This window comes from Stutzerimonas nitrititolerans, assembly GCF_003696285.1.
Lineage (GTDB): Bacteria > Pseudomonadota > Gammaproteobacteria > Pseudomonadales > Pseudomonadaceae > Stutzerimonas > Stutzerimonas nitrititolerans.
Genome location: NZ_RFFL01000018.1, coordinates 17549 through 34143, shown reverse-complemented (window position 1 = coordinate 34143; position 16595 = coordinate 17549). Strand labels below are relative to the sequence as shown.

11 protein-coding genes are annotated in these 16595 nt (G+C 63.2%); 4 read left to right on the top strand and 7 right to left on the bottom strand.

The genetic code is table 11. The features are described 5' to 3' along the window. Window positions 1–31 precede the first annotated feature (31 nt). From cmk to mtnA, 7 genes are all read right to left on the bottom strand, one after another. Window positions 32–718 carry a (d)CMP kinase gene (gene cmk / locus EA795_RS18850; protein WP_014853142.1) on the bottom strand — a complete coding sequence of 229 codons (687 nt, stop codon included), beginning with the start codon at window positions 716–718 and terminating at the stop codon, window positions 32–34. Continuing rightward, a complete protein-coding gene (locus tag EA795_RS18845; RefSeq protein ID WP_312842370.1) occupies window positions 715–2946 on the bottom strand; it encodes a bifunctional prephenate dehydrogenase/3-phosphoshikimate 1-carboxyvinyltransferase in 2232 nt (743 codons plus the stop codon). Before EA795_RS18845 ends, cmk begins: the two co-directional genes overlap by 4 nt. Before the next feature lie 8 nt (window positions 2947–2954). After that, window positions 2955–4064: a histidinol-phosphate transaminase gene (gene hisC / locus EA795_RS18840; RefSeq protein WP_122078935.1), complete on the bottom strand. Its 1110-nt coding sequence runs from the start codon at window positions 4062–4064 to the stop codon at window positions 2955–2957. Between the two features lie 166 nt (window positions 4065–4230). Then, the gene (gene pheA, locus EA795_RS18835; RefSeq protein ID WP_014853145.1) at window positions 4231–5328 is read right to left on the bottom strand and encodes a prephenate dehydratase; all 1098 of its coding nucleotides are present in this window, start codon (window positions 5326–5328) and stop codon (window positions 4231–4233) included. Continuing rightward, entirely contained in the window at window positions 5328–6413 is a 1086-nt protein-coding gene (serC, locus tag EA795_RS18830; protein WP_122078933.1) for a 3-phosphoserine/phosphohydroxythreonine transaminase, read from the bottom strand. Before serC ends, pheA begins: the two co-directional genes overlap by 1 nt. A 132-nt stretch (window positions 6414–6545) precedes the next feature. Then, window positions 6546–9356 (bottom strand): DNA gyrase subunit A, encoded by a 2811-nt coding sequence (gene gyrA, locus EA795_RS18825; protein WP_122078931.1) that lies wholly within the window; start codon window positions 9354–9356, stop codon window positions 6546–6548. 187 nt (window positions 9357–9543) lie between these two features. After that, a complete protein-coding gene (gene mtnA, locus EA795_RS18820) occupies window positions 9544–10620 on the bottom strand; it encodes an S-methyl-5-thioribose-1-phosphate isomerase (protein ID WP_122078930.1) in 1077 nt (358 codons plus the stop codon). A gap of 315 nt (window positions 10621–10935) precedes the next feature. On the opposite strand from mtnA, the gene EA795_RS18815 reads away from it, so the two are divergent. From EA795_RS18815 to EA795_RS18800, 4 genes are all read left to right on the top strand, one after another. Next, on the top strand, window positions 10936–11637 hold the full coding sequence (locus EA795_RS18815; protein ID WP_115028537.1) for a response regulator transcription factor: 702 nt from the start codon (window positions 10936–10938) through the stop codon (window positions 11635–11637). Next, entirely contained in the window at window positions 11637–12968 is a 1332-nt protein-coding gene (locus tag EA795_RS18810) for a sensor histidine kinase (RefSeq protein WP_122078928.1), read from the top strand. Before EA795_RS18815 ends, EA795_RS18810 begins: the two co-directional genes overlap by 1 nt. A 145-nt stretch (window positions 12969–13113) precedes the next feature. After that, window positions 13114–15174, top strand: a complete 2061-nt coding sequence (locus tag EA795_RS18805) for a TonB-dependent receptor domain-containing protein (RefSeq protein WP_240645048.1) — start codon at window positions 13114–13116, stop codon at window positions 15172–15174. Between the two features lie 115 nt (window positions 15175–15289). Further along, a complete protein-coding gene (locus EA795_RS18800) occupies window positions 15290–16585 on the top strand; it encodes a class I SAM-dependent methyltransferase (protein ID WP_058076866.1) in 1296 nt (431 codons plus the stop codon). The last annotated feature ends 10 nt before the right edge of the window (window positions 16586–16595 follow it).

Here is a 16595-nt window from a genome sequence, read left to right as displayed (position 1 = left end):
GGGCTGCTGGGCGCCTCTCGACGCCCGCTCATCAGGCGAGATCGCGCTCGGCGACCTCGCTCAGAATCTGTCCTAGCACCTGCTCGATGGACAACGCCGTGGAATCCAGCTGTATGGCATCGTCTGCCGGCTTCAGCGGCGCCACCGCGCGTTGGGTATCGCGCTCATCGCGCGCCCGTATCTCATCGAGAAGACTCGCGAGATTAACATCATCACCCTTGGCCTTCAACTGCAGGTAACGTCTGCGCGCCCTTTCTTCGGCGCTGGCGGTGAGGAATATCTTCAGCGTAGCATCGGGGAAAACCACCGTACCCATGTCGCGACCATCGGCTACCAGCCCGGGCGCCTCACGAAAGGCCTTCTGCCGTTGCAGCAGGGCCTCGCGCACCGCCGGCAAGGCTGCGACCTGGGAGGCTCCGGCACCGACGACCTCGTTGCGTATCGCCTCGGTGACGTCCTCGCCTTCCAGCACGATGCACATGCCCTGACCGCTCTCGGCGGTATCGAACTGCACATCCAGGTGAGCGGCCAGCACCTTGAGGGCTTCCTCATTGGTGAGATCGACCCCATGGTTGCGCGCAGCAAAGGCGAGCAACCGGTACAGCGCCCCGGAATCGAGAAACTTCCAGCCCAGCTTCGCCGCGAGCAATGCCGCGACCGTGCCCTTGCCGGAGCCACTCGGTCCATCGATGGTAACGACCGGAATCTGGCTGATCATGAAGCGCCCTCCACGGAAACACGCATGCCTGCACGCTCGGCCAACGCCAGGAAGTTGGGGAACGAGGTCGCGACGTTGGCGCAATCGTGAATGCGGATCGGCGCACTGGCGCGCAACCCGGCCACGCTGAACGACATGGCGATGCGATGATCGCCATGCGCCCAGACTTCACCACCCCCCATGGGGCCGCCCTCGATGACGATGCCGTCGGGCGTCGGCTCAGCCTTGACGCCCAGGGTCTGCAGCCCATCGGCCATCACCTGGATACGATCCGATTCCTTGACCCGCAGTTCCTCGGCGCCACGCAGGACGGTACGCCCCTGTGCGCAAGCCGCCGCCACGAACAGCACCGGGAATTCATCGATGGCCAGCGGCACCAGCGCCTCGGGAATCTCGATGCCCTTGAGCTGCGCAGCCCGCACACGAATGTCGGCGACCGGCTCACCGCCCACCTCGCGCTGGTTGGACAGCTCGATATCGGCACCCATCAGCTTGAGGATATCGATCACGCCGGTGCGCGTCGGATTGATGCCCACGTGTTCCAGGGTGACGTCCGAGCCTTCGGCGATGCTGGCGGCGACCATGAAGAAGGCGGCTGAGGAAATGTCCGCCGGCACTTCGATCTGAGCGGCGTTCAGCTTGTAGCCCGGCTCGACGGTCGCCGTGCTGCCTTCGACCCGGACCGGGTAGCCGAAGCCCTGCAGCATCCGCTCGGTATGATCACGCGTGGGCGCCGGCTCGGTCACGGAAGTCTGGCCGGCCGCATAAAGCCCCGCCAGCAACAGGCATGACTTGACCTGGGCGCTGGCCATCGGCATGTCGTAATGCATGCCGGACAGCTTCTGCCCGCCGCGAATGGTCAGCGGCGGACGGCCCTCGGCAGCGGTTTCGATCACTGCGCCCATCTCGCGCAGTGGCTTGGCGACGCGATTCATCGGCCGCTTGGTGAGCGAGGCGTCGCCACTCAGGGTGGTATCGAACGGCTGCGCCGCGAGCAGGCCGGCCAGCAGACGCATGGAAGTGCCGGAGTTGCCCAGGTAGATCGGCCCGGGCGGGGCCTGCAGGCCGTGCAAGCCGACACCATGCACGGTCACGCGGCCCTGGTGCGGTCCCTCGATGACCACGCCCATGTCGCGGAAGGCCTGGATGGTGGCCAGCGCATCTTCGCCCTCGAGGAAACCCTCGACTTCAGTGGTGCCCTCGGCCAGCGAGCCGAGCATGATCGAGCGGTGGGAAATGGATTTGTCGCCTGGCACACGCAACTGGCCAGTCAGGCTGCCGCCAGGGTTGGCGAGGAAGATCAGGTCATTGGAATGCATAACGTCCACATAGGCTCTGCGAGCCAGTATTTTGCTGAAATGTTCCCGGGCCGCCCTGGCGCGCGTGAATACGCCCAGCAGTTTATGCCCGTCTCCTTCATCGACCGCGGCGCGCAAGGCATCGAGGTCGGTACGAAAATCATCCAGGGTAGCCAGCACTGCATCACGATTGGCCAGGAAGATGTCGTGCCACATCACCGGATCACTGCCGGCTATCCGCGTGAAGTCGCGAAAGCCGCCAGCGGCGTAGCGGAATATCTCCAGGTTCTCATGCCGTTTGGCCAGCGAATCCACCAAGCCGAAGGCCAGCAGATGCGGCAGATGGCTGGTCGCCGCCAGCACCTCGTCATGATGATCGACGTCCATATGCTCGACATCCGCACCCAGCGCCGTCCACAGCCGGTCGACCAGTGCCAGCGCCTGCGAATCCGTGCCGTGCACGGGCGTCAGAATCACCTTGTGCCGACGAAAGAGCGAGCCGTCGGCGGCGGTGATACCGCTTCGCTCCGAGCCGGCGATGGGATGCCCGGGCACGAAGCGCGCCGGCATGCCACCGAACGCACGGGTCGCACAACGCACCAGATTGCCCTTGGCGCTGCCGACGTCGGTCAGCACCGCATCGCCCAGCTCCAGCCGCGACAGCTGTTCGAGCAGCGTCTCCATCGCCAGGATCGGTGCCGCCAGCTGGATCACACAGGCATCACGACAGGCTTCTTCCAGGGTATCGACGCAGCGATCCACGACCCCCAGCTCCACGGCCAGCACGCGACTGTCGGCATTCGGATCGAAACCCACGACCTCTCGGCACAATCCCGATTCGCGCAGGCCCTTGGCGAACGAGCCGCCGATCAGGCCAAGCCCGATCACCACCAGGCGATCAATGATAGGTTTCTGCTGTTGCAAGCTGATGTCGTGGGTCACTGATCGAGCACTACGCGCAAGGCCTCGAGGAAGCGGGCATTCTCCTGCTCGGTGCCGATGGACACGCGCAGGAAGGTCGGCATGCCGTAGCCGGCAATCGGCCGGACGATGACGCCCTCGCGCAGCAGTCCGGCATTGATAGGCGCCGCATCGCGCCCCAGATCGACTGCCAGGAAATTGCCCCGCGAAGGAATCCACTTCAGCCTCAGCTCGGCCAGCCCCTGCTCCAGCTGCGCCATACCGGCGCGATTCACCCGCCGCCCTTCAGCCAGATACTGCTCGTCATCCAGCGCGGCGCAGGCCGCCACCAGCGCGAGGCTGTTGACGTTGAACGGTTGGCGCACCCGGTTGAGCACATCGGCAATCTGCGGCGACGAGGCGGAGTAACCGACCCGCAGCCCCGCCAGGCCGTAGGCCTTGCACAGCGTGCGCGAAACCAGCAGGTTGGGATAGCGATCCAGGTAGTTCAGGCCGTTGGGCAGTTCGTCGCCTTCGGTGAATTCGATATAGGCCTCGTCCAGCACCACCAGCACACGCTCGGGGACACGGTCGAGGAAGCTCTCCAGTGCCTGAGCGCCGAGCCAGGTTCCCGTGGGGTTGTTCGGGTTGGCGATGAAGACCACAGCGGTCTGCTCGTCGATGGCCTCGAGCATGCCGTCCAGGTCGTGACCATAGTCGACGGCCGGCACCACGCGGCTTTCGGCACCCGCGGCCTGAGTGCAAAGCGGATAGGCCGCAAAGGCATGTGCGCTGAATACCGCGTTACGGCCCGGCGCCAGCCAGCAGCGGGCGACCAGGTCGATGATGTCGTTGGAGCCATTGCCCAGGGTGATCTGTTCGGACTTCAGGCCGAAGCGCTCGGCCAGCTTGGCCTTCAGCCGGAAGCCGCTGCCGTCGGGATAGCGGGTCAACTCGGACAGCTCGCCGCGAATGGCCTCCAGCACCCTGGGGTTCGGGCCCAGCGGATTCTCGTTGCTGGCCAGCTTGATGATCCGCGCCGGCTCGATGCCCAGCTCGCGCGCCAGCTCGTCGATCGGCTTGCCGGTGACGTAGGGGGACAGTTTCTGTACGCCTGGTACGGCCAGGGTGAGGAAATCAGCACTCATGTTCAGCTCCACTCACAGCCGGCTGAGCCGGCGCTTGAGGCTGTAGGCTTGAGGCTGGACGATCAGCCTCCTCGCCCACCTTCATGTTCATCGGCACGCCTGCTTTCAACAGCGCACCATACTTATCGTCGAGCCTTCAGCCTCAAGCCTCCAGCCAAAGCCGTACTTACAGCACGGCTTTCGGGTACGAACCCAGCACCTTGAGCGCCACGGCTTCGTGGCCGATCTTCTCCAGCACGTCCTTGATCAGCGGGTCCTGGTGATGGCCCATGCAGTCGATGAAGAACACATAGGTCCACTTGCCACTGCGCGACGGCCGCGTCTCGATCCGGGTCAAGTCGATGCCGTTGGAGTGGAACGGCATCAGCAGCTCATGCAGCGCGCCCGGCTTGTTGCGCATGGAAACGATGATCGAGGTCTTGTCATCGCCGGTCGGCGGCACTTCCTGGCTGCCGATGATCAGAAAGCGCGTGGAATTGTCCGGGCGGTCTTCGATCTTCTCGGCCAGCTTGCTCAGCCCATACAGCTGCGCCGCCATGTCACCGGCGATGGCCGCCGAATTCCACTCGCTCTTCACTCGCTTGGCGGCGTCGGCGTTGCTCGATACCGCCACGCGCTCGACGTTGGGGTAGTGCGCGTCCAGCCACTTGCGGCATTGGGCCAGCGACTGGGCGTGGGAATAGATGCGCGTGATGCGATCGGTCTTGGTCGTCTCGCCCACCAGCAGGTGATGGTGGATGCGCAGCTCGACTTCGCCGCAGATGACGATGTCATGCTCGAGAAAGCTGTCCAGCGTGTGGTTGACCGCGCCTTCGGTGGAGTTTTCCACCGGCACCACGCCGAAGTTCACCGCACCGGCGACCACCTCGCGGAACACCTCGTCGATGGCCGCCATCGGCTTGCTGATCACCGAATGACCGAAATGCTTGAGCGCCGCTGCCTGCGAGAAGGTGCCTTCCGGGCCGAGATAGGCGACCCGCAGCGGCTGCTCCAGAGCCAGGCAGGAGGACATGATTTCGCGGAACAAGCGCGCCATTTCCTCGTTGTCCAGCGGCCCCTTGTTCAGCTCCATGATGTGCTTGAGCACCCAGGCTTCACGCTCGGGGCGGTAGAACACCGCCTCCTCGCCTTCGGCCAGCGACGCGGTCTTGACCCGCGCCACTTCCTGGGCACAACGGGCACGCTCGCTGATCAGGTCGAGAATCCGCTCGTCCAGACTGTCGATGCGTACGCGCAGGGCCTTGAGCTGGTCAGCCTCGCTCATCAGCCGTGCTCCTTCTCGAACTCGGCCATGTAGGCGACCAGCGCCTGGACGGCATCCAGGCCCACCGCGTTGTAGATGGAGGCGCGCATGCCACCGACCGAGCGATGCCCCTTGAGGTTGAGCAGGCCGCGCGCATCGGCACCGGCCAGGAAAGCCTTGTCCAGGCGCTCGTCCGCCAGACGGAACGGCACGTTCATCCAGGACCGGGCGTTCTCCGCGATCGGGTTGGTGTAGAAGTCGCTGGCGTCGATGAAGCCGTAGAGAAGCTCCTTCTTGGCCCGGTTACGCTGCTCCATCGCCTCGACGCCGCCCTGCTCCTTGAGCCACTCGAAGACCAGGCCCGACAGGTACCAGGAGAAGGTCGCCGGCGTGTTGTACATCGAGCCGTTGTCGGCGGCGATCTTGTAGTCGAGCATCGTCGGGCAGCTGGAACGCGCCTTGCCGAGCAGGTCTTCACGCACGATCACCACCACCAGGCCGGAGGGGCCGATGTTCTTCTGCGCACCGGCGTAGATCAGGCCGAACTTCGACACGTCGACGGGACGCGACAGTATGTCGGACGACATGTCCACCACCAGCGGCGTATCGCCGAGCTCCGGCACCCAGTCGAACTGCAGCCCGCCGATGGTCTCGTTGCTGGCGTAATGCAGATAGGCGGCGTTGTCGCTCAGCTGCCATTCGTTCTGCCCGGGAATTGCGAAGTAGTCGTAAGGCTTGGCGCTGGCGGCCAGGTTTACGTTACCGAAGCGGCGCGCTTCCTCGATGCTCTTGCGCGACCAGATGCCGGTGTCGACATAGTCCGCCACGCCACCCTCGGGCAGCAGGTTCAACGGGATTTCCGCGAACTGCTGGCTCGCGCCGCCCTGCAGGAACAGCACCTTGTAGTCGGAGGGAATCGCCATCAGGTCGCGCAGGTCCTGCTCGGCCTTCTCGGCGATCGCAACGTAGGCATCGCTGCGGTGGCTCATTTCCATTACCGACAGGCCACGGCCCTGCCAATCAAGAAGCTCGGCCTGGGCGCGGCGCAGCACCGCTTCGGGAAGCGCGGCGGGGCCGGCGCAAAAGTTAAAGGCGCGTTTGCTCACTGCTGTTTCTCTCATGCTCGTTGCTCGGATTCACCGCAAGGGTACAAGCGCCTTGCCGGGCGCTTCGTCTAAGGGCTCAGCCACCTCAACCGAAAACAGGCGCATCCGCAAAACGGATACGCCTGGCTTCGGTCATTCCTGGTCGTCGGTCGGCACCACATCCGGAGGTACGTCACCGCCGCCGCCGAGCAGTTCATCCTCGTCCGGCTCGGTGCTGACCACCGGCATTTCCTTCTCCAGCGATTCTTCGTCGAGGCTGGCTTCGACGTCTTCCAGCACATCCTCTTCGGAAGGCTCCTGGACGCGCTCGAGGCCGACCAGGTGTTCGTTCTTGCCCAGCTTGATCAGCGTCACGCCCTGGGTATTGCGCCCCAGCGAGGACACCTCGTCGACGCGGGTACGAACCAGCGTGCCCTGGTCGGAAATCAGCATGATCTCCTCGCCTTCCAGCACCTGTACCGCGCCTACCAGCGCGCCGTTGCGTTCGTTGGTGACCATGGCGATCACGCCCTGACCGCCACGCCCGCGCCGCGGGAACTCCTCCATCGCCGTGCGCTTGCCGTAGCCACGCACCGAAGCGGTAAGAATCTGCGCGCCCGGCTCGGGGATCAGCATGGAGATGATGCGCTGCCCCTCCGGCAGGCGCATGCCGCGCACACCGCGAGCCGTACGACCCATCATGCGCACCTTGCTTTCCTTGAAGCGAATGACCTTGCCGCCGTCGGAGAACATCATCACTTCCTGGGCGCCATCGGTCACGGCTGCGGCGATCAGGGTATCGCCCTCCTCCAGCCTCAATGCGATCAGGCCGGAGCTGCGCGGCCGGCTGAATTGCACCAGCGGGGTCTTCTTGACGGTTCCCTTGGCCGTGGCCATGAAGATATAGGCGCCGGTCGGCTCATCCTTTTCATCGCCGTCGGCATCGTCACCATCGACATCATCGATTTCGTCGTGCTCGATGACCTGGCCGTCAGCGTCATCCAGCTCCTCGTCATCATGGGGCGCCTGTTTGCGCAGGGCCTCCAGATCGACCTGAAGCATGGCGGTGATGCTCTCGCCGTCATCCAACGGCAACAGGTTTACCAGTGGGCGTCCACGCGAGGCGCGCGAGGCTTCGGGAATTTCGTAGGTCTTGAGCCAGTACACCTTGCCCTTGCTGGAGAACAGCAGCAGCGTGGTATGGCTGTTGGCGACCAGCAGGTGCTCGACGTAATCCTCTTCCTTGACGCCGGTAGCCGCCTTGCCGCGGCCGCCGCGGCGCTGCGCCTGGTAGGCCGCCAGGGGCTGCGACTTGGCATAGCCGCCATGGGAAATGGTGACGACGCGTTCTTCTTCGGTGATCAGGTCGGCCAACGTCAGGTCCAGACGCGCTTCGAGGATCTCGGTGCGGCGCGCATCGCCGAACTCGGCCTTGACGCCTTCCAGCTCCTCGCAGATGACTTCCATCAGACGCACGGGACTGGTCAGGATACGAATCAGCTCGCCGATCTGGGTCAGGATTTCCTGATATTCGCTCAGCAGCTTCTCGTGCTCGAGACCGGTCAGGCGGTGCAGGCGCAGATCGAGAATGGCCTGGGCCTGTTCCGGCGACAGGTAGTAGCGGCCGTCACGCAGCCCGTACTGCGGATCGAGGTCCTCCGGGCGGCAGGCATCGGCGCCGGCGCGCTCGACCATCGCTTCCACCGCACTGGACTCCCAGGCGGTCGCGATCAGCGCATCCTTGGCTTCGGCGGGCGTCGGCGAGGCCTTGATCAGCGCGATGACCGGATCGATATTGGACAGCGCAACCGCCTGACCCTCGAGGATATGGCCGCGCTCGCGCGCCTTGCGCAGCTCGAATACCGTACGCCGCGTCACCACCTCACGGCGGTGGCGAACGAAGGCCTCCAGCAGTTCCTTGAGGTTAAGCGTGCGCGGCTGACCGTCGACCAGTGCCACCACGTTGATGCCGAATACGCTCTGCAACTGCGTCTGAGCGTAGAGGTTGTTGAGGATGACCTCCGGCACTTCGCCGCGACGCAGCTCGATGACGACACGCATGCCGTCCTTGTCCGACTCGTCGCGCAGCTCGGTGATGCCTTCGATCTTCTTTTCTTTCACCAGCTCGGCGATCTTCTCGATCAGCCGCGCCTTGTTCAACTGATACGGCAGCTCGGTGATGACGATCTGCTGGCGACCGCCGACCTTGTCGATGTCTTCGATGGTCGAGCGGGCGCGCATGTAGATGCGGCCACGGCCGGTGCGGTAGGCCTCGATGATGCCGGCGCGACCATTGATGATGCCTGCAGTCGGGAAATCCGGACCGGGGATATGAGTCATCAGCTCATCGATGCTGATATCGGGGTTGGCGATCAGCGCCAGGCAACCGTCGATCACCTCACCCAGGTTGTGTGGCGGGATGTTGGTCGCCATGCCCACGGCGATCCCGCTGGAGCCGTTGACCAGCAGGTTCGGAATCTTGGTCGGCATGACCGCCGGAATCTGCTCGGTACCGTCGTAGTTCGGCACCCAGTCCACGGTTTCCTTGTGCAGGTCGGCCAGCAGCTCATGGGCCAGCCTGGCCATGCGCACTTCGGTGTAACGCATGGCCGCGGCGCTGTCGCCATCGACCGAACCGAAGTTGCCCTGGCCGTCGACCAGCAGGTAGCGCAGCGAGAATGGCTGGGCCATGCGGACGATGGTGTCGTAAACCGCCAAGTCGCCGTGAGGGTGGTATTTACCGATCACGTCACCCACGACACGGGCCGATTTCTTGTACGGCTTGTTCCAGTCGTTACCCAGTTCGCTCATGGCAAACAGCACACGGCGATGCACGGGTTTCAAGCCGTCTCGCGCATCCGGCAGCGCCCGTCCGACGATTACGCTCATGGCGTAGTCGAGATAGGACTGCTTGAGTTCGTCTTCGATATTGACCGGGAGGATTTCTTTGGCCAGTTCGCCCATGGAAGCCTGGTTCCTTATAGTCAGCAGGGTCCTGCGATTAAGCGCGGAATGTTATCACAAGGCGGCATGCCGCTGGGGCCGGAGGAAGGAAAGCGCTCGCTCGTCAGCCTTCCGGCCGTTTCTTTCGTTTCTTCGTTACCAGGGTCTGTTGCCGTTGCGTCGCGAGCGCACGAAACGGCAACAGACCCTAATGCAGCCTCTTGGGGCTCATCAGCGCCGCCAGCTTCGCCGCTCCGGGGCGGTCGACGACTCCCCTCTCTGTGACGATGGCATCGATCAAGTCGGCCGGCGTCACATCGAACACCGGATTGAATACCTCGACATCCGCCGCAAAGCGCCGACCATCGACTTCCAGCAGCTCGCTGCCGGCACGCTCCTCGAGCGGGATGTCATCACCCGTTTCCAGCGTCATGTCGATGGACGAAGTCGAGGCCACGACCATGAAGCGCACACCGTGGTGCATGGCGAGCACGGCCAGCTGGTAAGTGCCTATCTTGCTGGCCACATCGCCGTTGGCAGCGACCCGGTCGGCGCCCACGACGACCCAGGTGATGCCTCGCTCTTTCATCAGATGGGCCACCGCCGAGTCCGCGCCGAGCCTGACCGGCACCTCTTCGCCGGCCAGCTCCCAGGCCGTCAGACGCGAGCCCTGCAACCAGGGCCTTGTCTCGTTGACGTAGACGCACTCGACCAGCCCTTCCAGATGCGCGGCGCGGATGACGCCCAGCGCGGTGCCGAAACCGCCGGTGGCCAGCGCGCCGGCATTGCCATGGGTCAGCAGATTCTGTGGATTGCCCTGATAGCGGCGAATCAGCTCCACACCGAATTGCGCCATGGTCAGGTTGGCTTCGCGATCGCTCTGGTGAATCGAGATTGCCTGGGCTTCCAGCGCCGCCAGCGGCGCCTCGCCCGGCTTGAGTCGCCCCAGCCGCTCGCGCATCTGCTCGAGCGCCCAGAACAGGTTCGCAGCGGTTGGCCGGGAGGCGGCCAGCACCTCGAAATCCGCTTCCAGCGCTGCTCGCCAGTCGTCACCTTCAGCCAACCGGGCCTTCAAGCCGAGCACCAGACCGTAGGCCGCGCTGATGCCGATCGCCGAGGCGCCACGCACGACCATGGCGCGGATCGCCTGTGCGACCTCGGTGGCGGATTCGCACGCATGCCAGACCTCTTCCGCCGGAAGCCTGCGCTGATCCAGCAGATACAGTCGAGCGTCACGCCAATCGATGGCTTTCACTTTCTCCGTCGCCAGCAAGCGCTCGCGCATGCGACTCCCTCTTCTTCCGATATGACATTGATTGCGGCATCGCCGGTGCACGTACTCGCACCACCGCTACGCGGACCAGCATTCACGCAACAAAAAGCCCAGCCTTACCGAAGCGAGCGTCCCCGGAGCCAGCTACGGTCGAAACGCCTCGCTCGGCCTCCCACTCGGCGGCGGATCATAAGCGATTGATATTGATAGCACTAGCGAGGTACCAGCCCCTGTCTCTCGCGGAGCGAGAAACCCGATAGCGCCCCCTGACGCAGCGACACAACGAAACGCTATAATCATTCGCGTTTGCATCAGAGCATCATTCCCATGCAGTTCTGTTCCGGCCAACAGATTCTGGCCATCGAAGACGACCCTATCCTGGGCGCGCACCTCAAGACGTCACTGGAAAGCCGCGGCTTCCAGGTCACCCTCGCCGACGATGGCGGAACCGGGCTGGCGCTGGCGCACCAAGCCGATTACGACCTGATCCTGCTGGACGTGCTGTTGCCCGGCCTGGGAGGCATGGAGCTGCTCACTCGCTTGCGCGACAAGCGCCGCACGCCGGTGCTGATGATGTCCGCGCTGGGTGGCGAAGCCCACCGTATCCAGGGCTTCGACTGCGGCGCCGATGACTACCTGCCCAAGCCCTTCAGCATCGCGGAATTGCAGGTCCGCATCGCGGCCATCCTGCGTCGCGTCGCCTATGAACGACCGGCACCCGCCGCAGCGAACGACGACCCGCTGCGCTTCGACGATGGCCGCTGCGATCTCGAACATGAAGGCCACTGGGTCGGATTCACCGCGACCGAGTACCGCCTGCTGAAGCTGCTCTACAGCTCGGCGGAAGAAGTGCTCAGTAAGCCCTTCCTCTACCAGCAGGTGCTGCATCGCGGCTATTCGCAGCATGACCGCAGTCTGGACATGCACATCAGCAATATCCGCCGCAAGCTGACGCGCGCGAAGATCACCGGTCTGCGCGTCGAGGCCGTATGGGGCAAGGGCTATCTGCTGAGCAGGCAGGAGAGCTGATGCCTGGTCGCCACTCGATATTCTGGCGTCTGGTCGTTCTGGTTGCCGGCTTCTGCCTGGCGATGATCTGGGCCGCGGACTACATCGGCAAACAGATCGACCACCGCACCTCGTACCTCTCCGAGGACGCTCGCACCATTCTCGAAGACTATGCCGCCGAAGCCGGCGCTGCCCTGCGTCAAGGCCCGCAGGTGCTGGACCGATGGCTGACGGAGCTGCGACGCAAGGAAGACAGCTGGGCGGTCGTGGTGGATCGCAACCTGCATCCGCAAGGCAGCCAGAGGCTCAGCGACGACGAGCGCCAGCTGCTGACCTTCGTGCGCCACCACGACTGGCCGATGAGCCGCCGTGGCGAGCGCCTGCCACTGATTTCCGTACCCCTGGGCGAGACGGGTGACCAGCTGATCATGCGCCTACCCGAACGCCTGCGGCCCTGGCGCAACCACACGGTGCTGACCTTGCTGGCCGTGTACCTGCTGCCTGTCGTGTTGTCGGTGCTGTTCTGCTGGCTGCTCTACTCCCTGCTGATTTCACCGCTGGAACGCCTGCGCCGACAGGCCAACGCCCTGCGCGGCAATGAGCTCGATACGCTGATACCGCCATCGATCGCTCGGCGCCGCGACGAACTGGGCGAGCTGGGGCGGTCGCTCGAATACCTCACGCAGCGCCTGCGCGACGTCATCGCCCAACAACAGCAGCTGTTGCGCGACCTGTCCCACGAGCTGCGCACGCCATTGAGCCGCCTGCGGGTCGCCTGCGAAAGCGAACTACAGGGTGAAGAGCTGCGCGACCGGGTGGAACGCGAGGTGGGCAGCATGCAGCAGTTGGCGCACAACACCTTGGAACTGGCCTGGCTGGACAGCGAGCAGCCCCGCTTCGAGTGTCAGCCGGTGGACATCGAAGCGCTGTGGGAGGTGCTTTGCGAGGACGCCTGCTTCGAATCGGGCTGGCCACGCGAGCGCATCCGTTCGGAACTGCCGGAGGGCTGCCAGGTACTCGGCAACCTCAATGCGCTGGCCCAGGCCATGGAGAACGTGCTGCGCAACGCCATTCGTCATTCTCCCGAACAGGGCATCGTCTGCCTGACGGCCAGGCGCTCGGAGGGCTGGTGGAACCTGAGTATCGAAGACCAGGGGTCCGGCGTGGCGGAAAACGACCTGCAGGTGATCTTTCGCCCCTTCTCCCGCCTCAGCGCCGCCCGTCCGGGGGGCGACGGTTTCGGCCTGGGCCTGGCCATCGCCCACGGCATGGTGCGCATGCAGGGTGGGCGGATCTGGGCGGAAAATGGCCACAAGGGGCTGCGGGTGACCATTCGGTTACAAGATGTATAGTTTGTAAATGATCTTTACTCACAAATGAGAATACATAGCATTCACGCCTGATCGGCACAGCCCTACCTGTGCCCAGCCGCGTCGGCATCGGTTTATCCGGACGCTGAAAACAATGATGCGTGATGATTCTCAGGGAGTTGTTGTGATGGTCATGCTCAAACGAAACAGACTGGCTTGTGCAGTAGCCGTAGCCGCGTCCATGAGCGGCCTGGCCCATGCCCAGGATGCGCTCGAGCTGCAGCCGACCACCGTGGTCAGTGCGTCGGGCTTCGAGCAGAACATCAAGGATGCGCCAGCCACGATCTCCGTCATCACGGCCGAGGAGCTGAAGAAGCGTTCCTATACCGACATTACCGATGCGTTGAAGAACGTGGCGGGCGTGCAGATTGCTGGCGGCGGCGTTGAACAGTCGATCATGGTCCGGGGCATGACTTCGGCTTACACCCTCTTCCTCATCGACGGTCGCCCCGCTCAGGGTAACGATGCGTTTTCCGAGAGGGGCTCTCAGCAGGGCACCCCTATCAACTTCCTCCCGCCGCTCGAGTCCATCGAGCGCATCGAGGTCATCCGCGGCCCAGCATCGGCCCTGTACGGCTCCGATGCCATGGGCGGCGTGATCAATATCATCACCAAGAAGGTGTCGAACGAGCTGAGCGGCAGCGTCACCACCGAATACACGGTGCCGTCCAAGTCCAACGAGCTCAATGAAGATACCTGGCAAACCAGTGCCTACCTCAACGTACCGCTGATCGAGGATGTCCTGGGCCTGCAGCTGACCGGTGCCTACCACGATCAGGACGAGAGCAACTTCGTAGGCGGAAGTGACGCTGCAGCCACCGATCCCAAATACGAAAAGCGTAATGCTGGCGGAAAGCTGTCCTGGAATATCAACGAGCAAAACAATCTGACGCTCGGCCATAGCTATACCAAGCAGGAACGTTGGAAGAATCCGGGCAGAAGCCTGCTCGAGACTGACGACCCGACCTACAACGAGTCCATCAAGAAGAACTACTTCATCGAACATGAAGGCAACTACGACAGCCTTCTGCTGAAGTCCTACGTCAACTATGACCACTCTGAAAATGCCACCACGCTGAACCCCGAGACCGGCAAGGGCATCGAGTACGAGGTAATCACCGCCAATACCCAGGCGACCTACTTCATCGGCTCCCACGCCATCACCGGCGGCCTGACCCACAAGTACGAAAACCTGGAACACAACTCCAATGGCCTCCGCGAGCCCGTCGTTCCTGACGCCAACGCCACCGTCGAGATGAACCGTTATCAGAACTCGATCTTCCTCGAAGACAACTGGAACGTGACCGACAGCTTCATCCTGACCCTGAGCGGGCGTCTCGACGACAACCAGGCCTTTGGCAGCCAGTTCAGCCCCAAGGTCTATGGCGTCTATCACCTGAACGACAACTTCACAGTCAAGGGCGGCGTCACCACGGGCTACAAGGCACCTGACCTGCGTTCCAGCGCCACGGACTTCGGCTCCACCTCCATGGGCGGCGTGATCATCGGCAACCCCGACCTGACGCCTGAAACCAGTGTGAACCGCGAGATCGGCATCGCCTACGAAGAACAGGATCTGGGGCTGCTCACCACCCTGACCGCCTACGTGATCGATTACGAGGACAAGATCAACCGTACCGGCCGGGTTTGCCCTCAGGACCCCACCGAGAGCGTTCCATGTGTTTACAACGGTACGACGTACCCAGGTCATCGCTTCGGCTACACCGCCTACGAGAACGTGGACGAGGCGGAGCTGCGCGGCATCGAGTGGACCCTGGACTACCGCCTGCTCGACAACCTGACCTATCGCCACAGCTACACCTACACCGAGACCGAGCAGAAGTCCGGCGACTTCAAGGGCAAGCCGCTCAACGATATTGCCAAGCACATGTTCAACGCCTCGCTTGACTGGCAGGCCACCGACCGGATCAACGTCTGGACCCAGTACAACTACCGTGGCAAGACCTCCGGCCGCTGGCAGACCGGTACCAGCGGCTCCAACACCAACGGTTTCCGCTATCCGGCATACAGCTTCGTCGACGCTGGCGTAGCCTTCAAAGCGACGAACAACCTGACCTTAAAGGCAGGCGTCTACAACCTTGGCAACAAGGAAGTGACCACGGATGGTGAGTACGCCTACAACCTGGACGGCCGACGCTTCATCTTCTCGCTGACCCAGGCGTTCTAAACCACTGCAAGCGATGCTCCCTGCCGATCCGTTTTCGCCAGGGAGCATTCGCGTGTATGGCATTCACGTATCGAAGGCGGCTCCGATCGCTCGGCTCGATGAGGTCCAAGGCGACATGAATACACATGATGGCTACGTGATGGACGTGGCCTACCCGCCGCATTTCCACAAGGAAATCCAGCCCGTCTGGCTAGCCAGTCTGGCTCAGTTCCTCGGCACGGCTGCTCCCGACATCACCAGGCCCTACTCCTGTTGCGAGCTGGGTTGTGGCATGGGCATCAACCTGCTGGTCGCCGCTGCGACGAATCCGCTGGGCCAGTTCGTTGGCGTGGATGCCAACGACAAGGCGCTGGCCATCGCCAGAGCGGCAGCAAAATCCGTCGGCCTGACGAACGTCCACTTCGTTCATGCGGATTTCGCCCACTTTGCCCAAAGCAACAACCTCTTCTTCGATTTCATCGTCAGCCATGGCGTCTGGTCGTGGATCGCGCCGAACCAACAGAGGAACATCCTTCAGCTGGTGGCCAAGTTCCTGAAGCCCAAGGGTCTCTTCTATCTGCACTACATGTGCCATCCCGGAGCCACGCCGATGGTTCCGATTCAGGCGCTGCTCAACGACTTGGCCAAACAGTTGCCCGGCACCTCCGAGGAGAAACTGAGTGCCGCCCTGGACTTCGTCTGCCAACTGGACCTTGCCGGCGCTTTCGTCGACCAGCCGCAACTTAGCGACAAGATCCGTGCGCTCAAGCAGAAGCCCCCCGGCTACCTGGCCCACGATTTCCTGACCGATCATTGGGCGCCCCAGCATTCGGTCGATATTCACCGCCTCGTGGCTCAGGCAGGCATGACTTTTCTGGGCAGCGCAAACGCCTTGGAGAACCTCGACAAGCTCTCCGTACCGGGGGCGATGCAGCCATTGCTGTCGAACCTCGCGTCACCAGCGCTGCGAGAACGAGTCAAGGACCTTGCACGCAACCAGCATCAACGCAGCGACCTGTTCCAGCGCGCCCCGACGCCGCTGGGACAGCAGGATGCGCTGCGTCAGGTCGATGCCCTTCGCTTCCAGGCGTTACCGAAGGCATCGCTACCAGGTGCAGTGACTTTTAAAACACCCATTGGCGAAATTCAGGGTCCGTCGGAGGTCTTCTCTCCGCCACTGGAAAGATTGGCCGAAGGCCCCGCCACCTTCGCCGAACTCCGCCAGTTACCGGCCTTCTCAGACGCACTTGGCACGCTTTCGCAATCCCTGCAGATGCTGATGTGGAACGGCGACATCCATCCGCAACGACCCGACGGCCTCGACACCTCGGAGCACGTGAGCCGACTGGCGGCCTGGATCGAGAGGAATCAGCTGAAGCTCCAGATCGCTGCCGACTGCGGAACGGCCGTCCATCGTCTCGATGACGACTGAAGCAGCCACC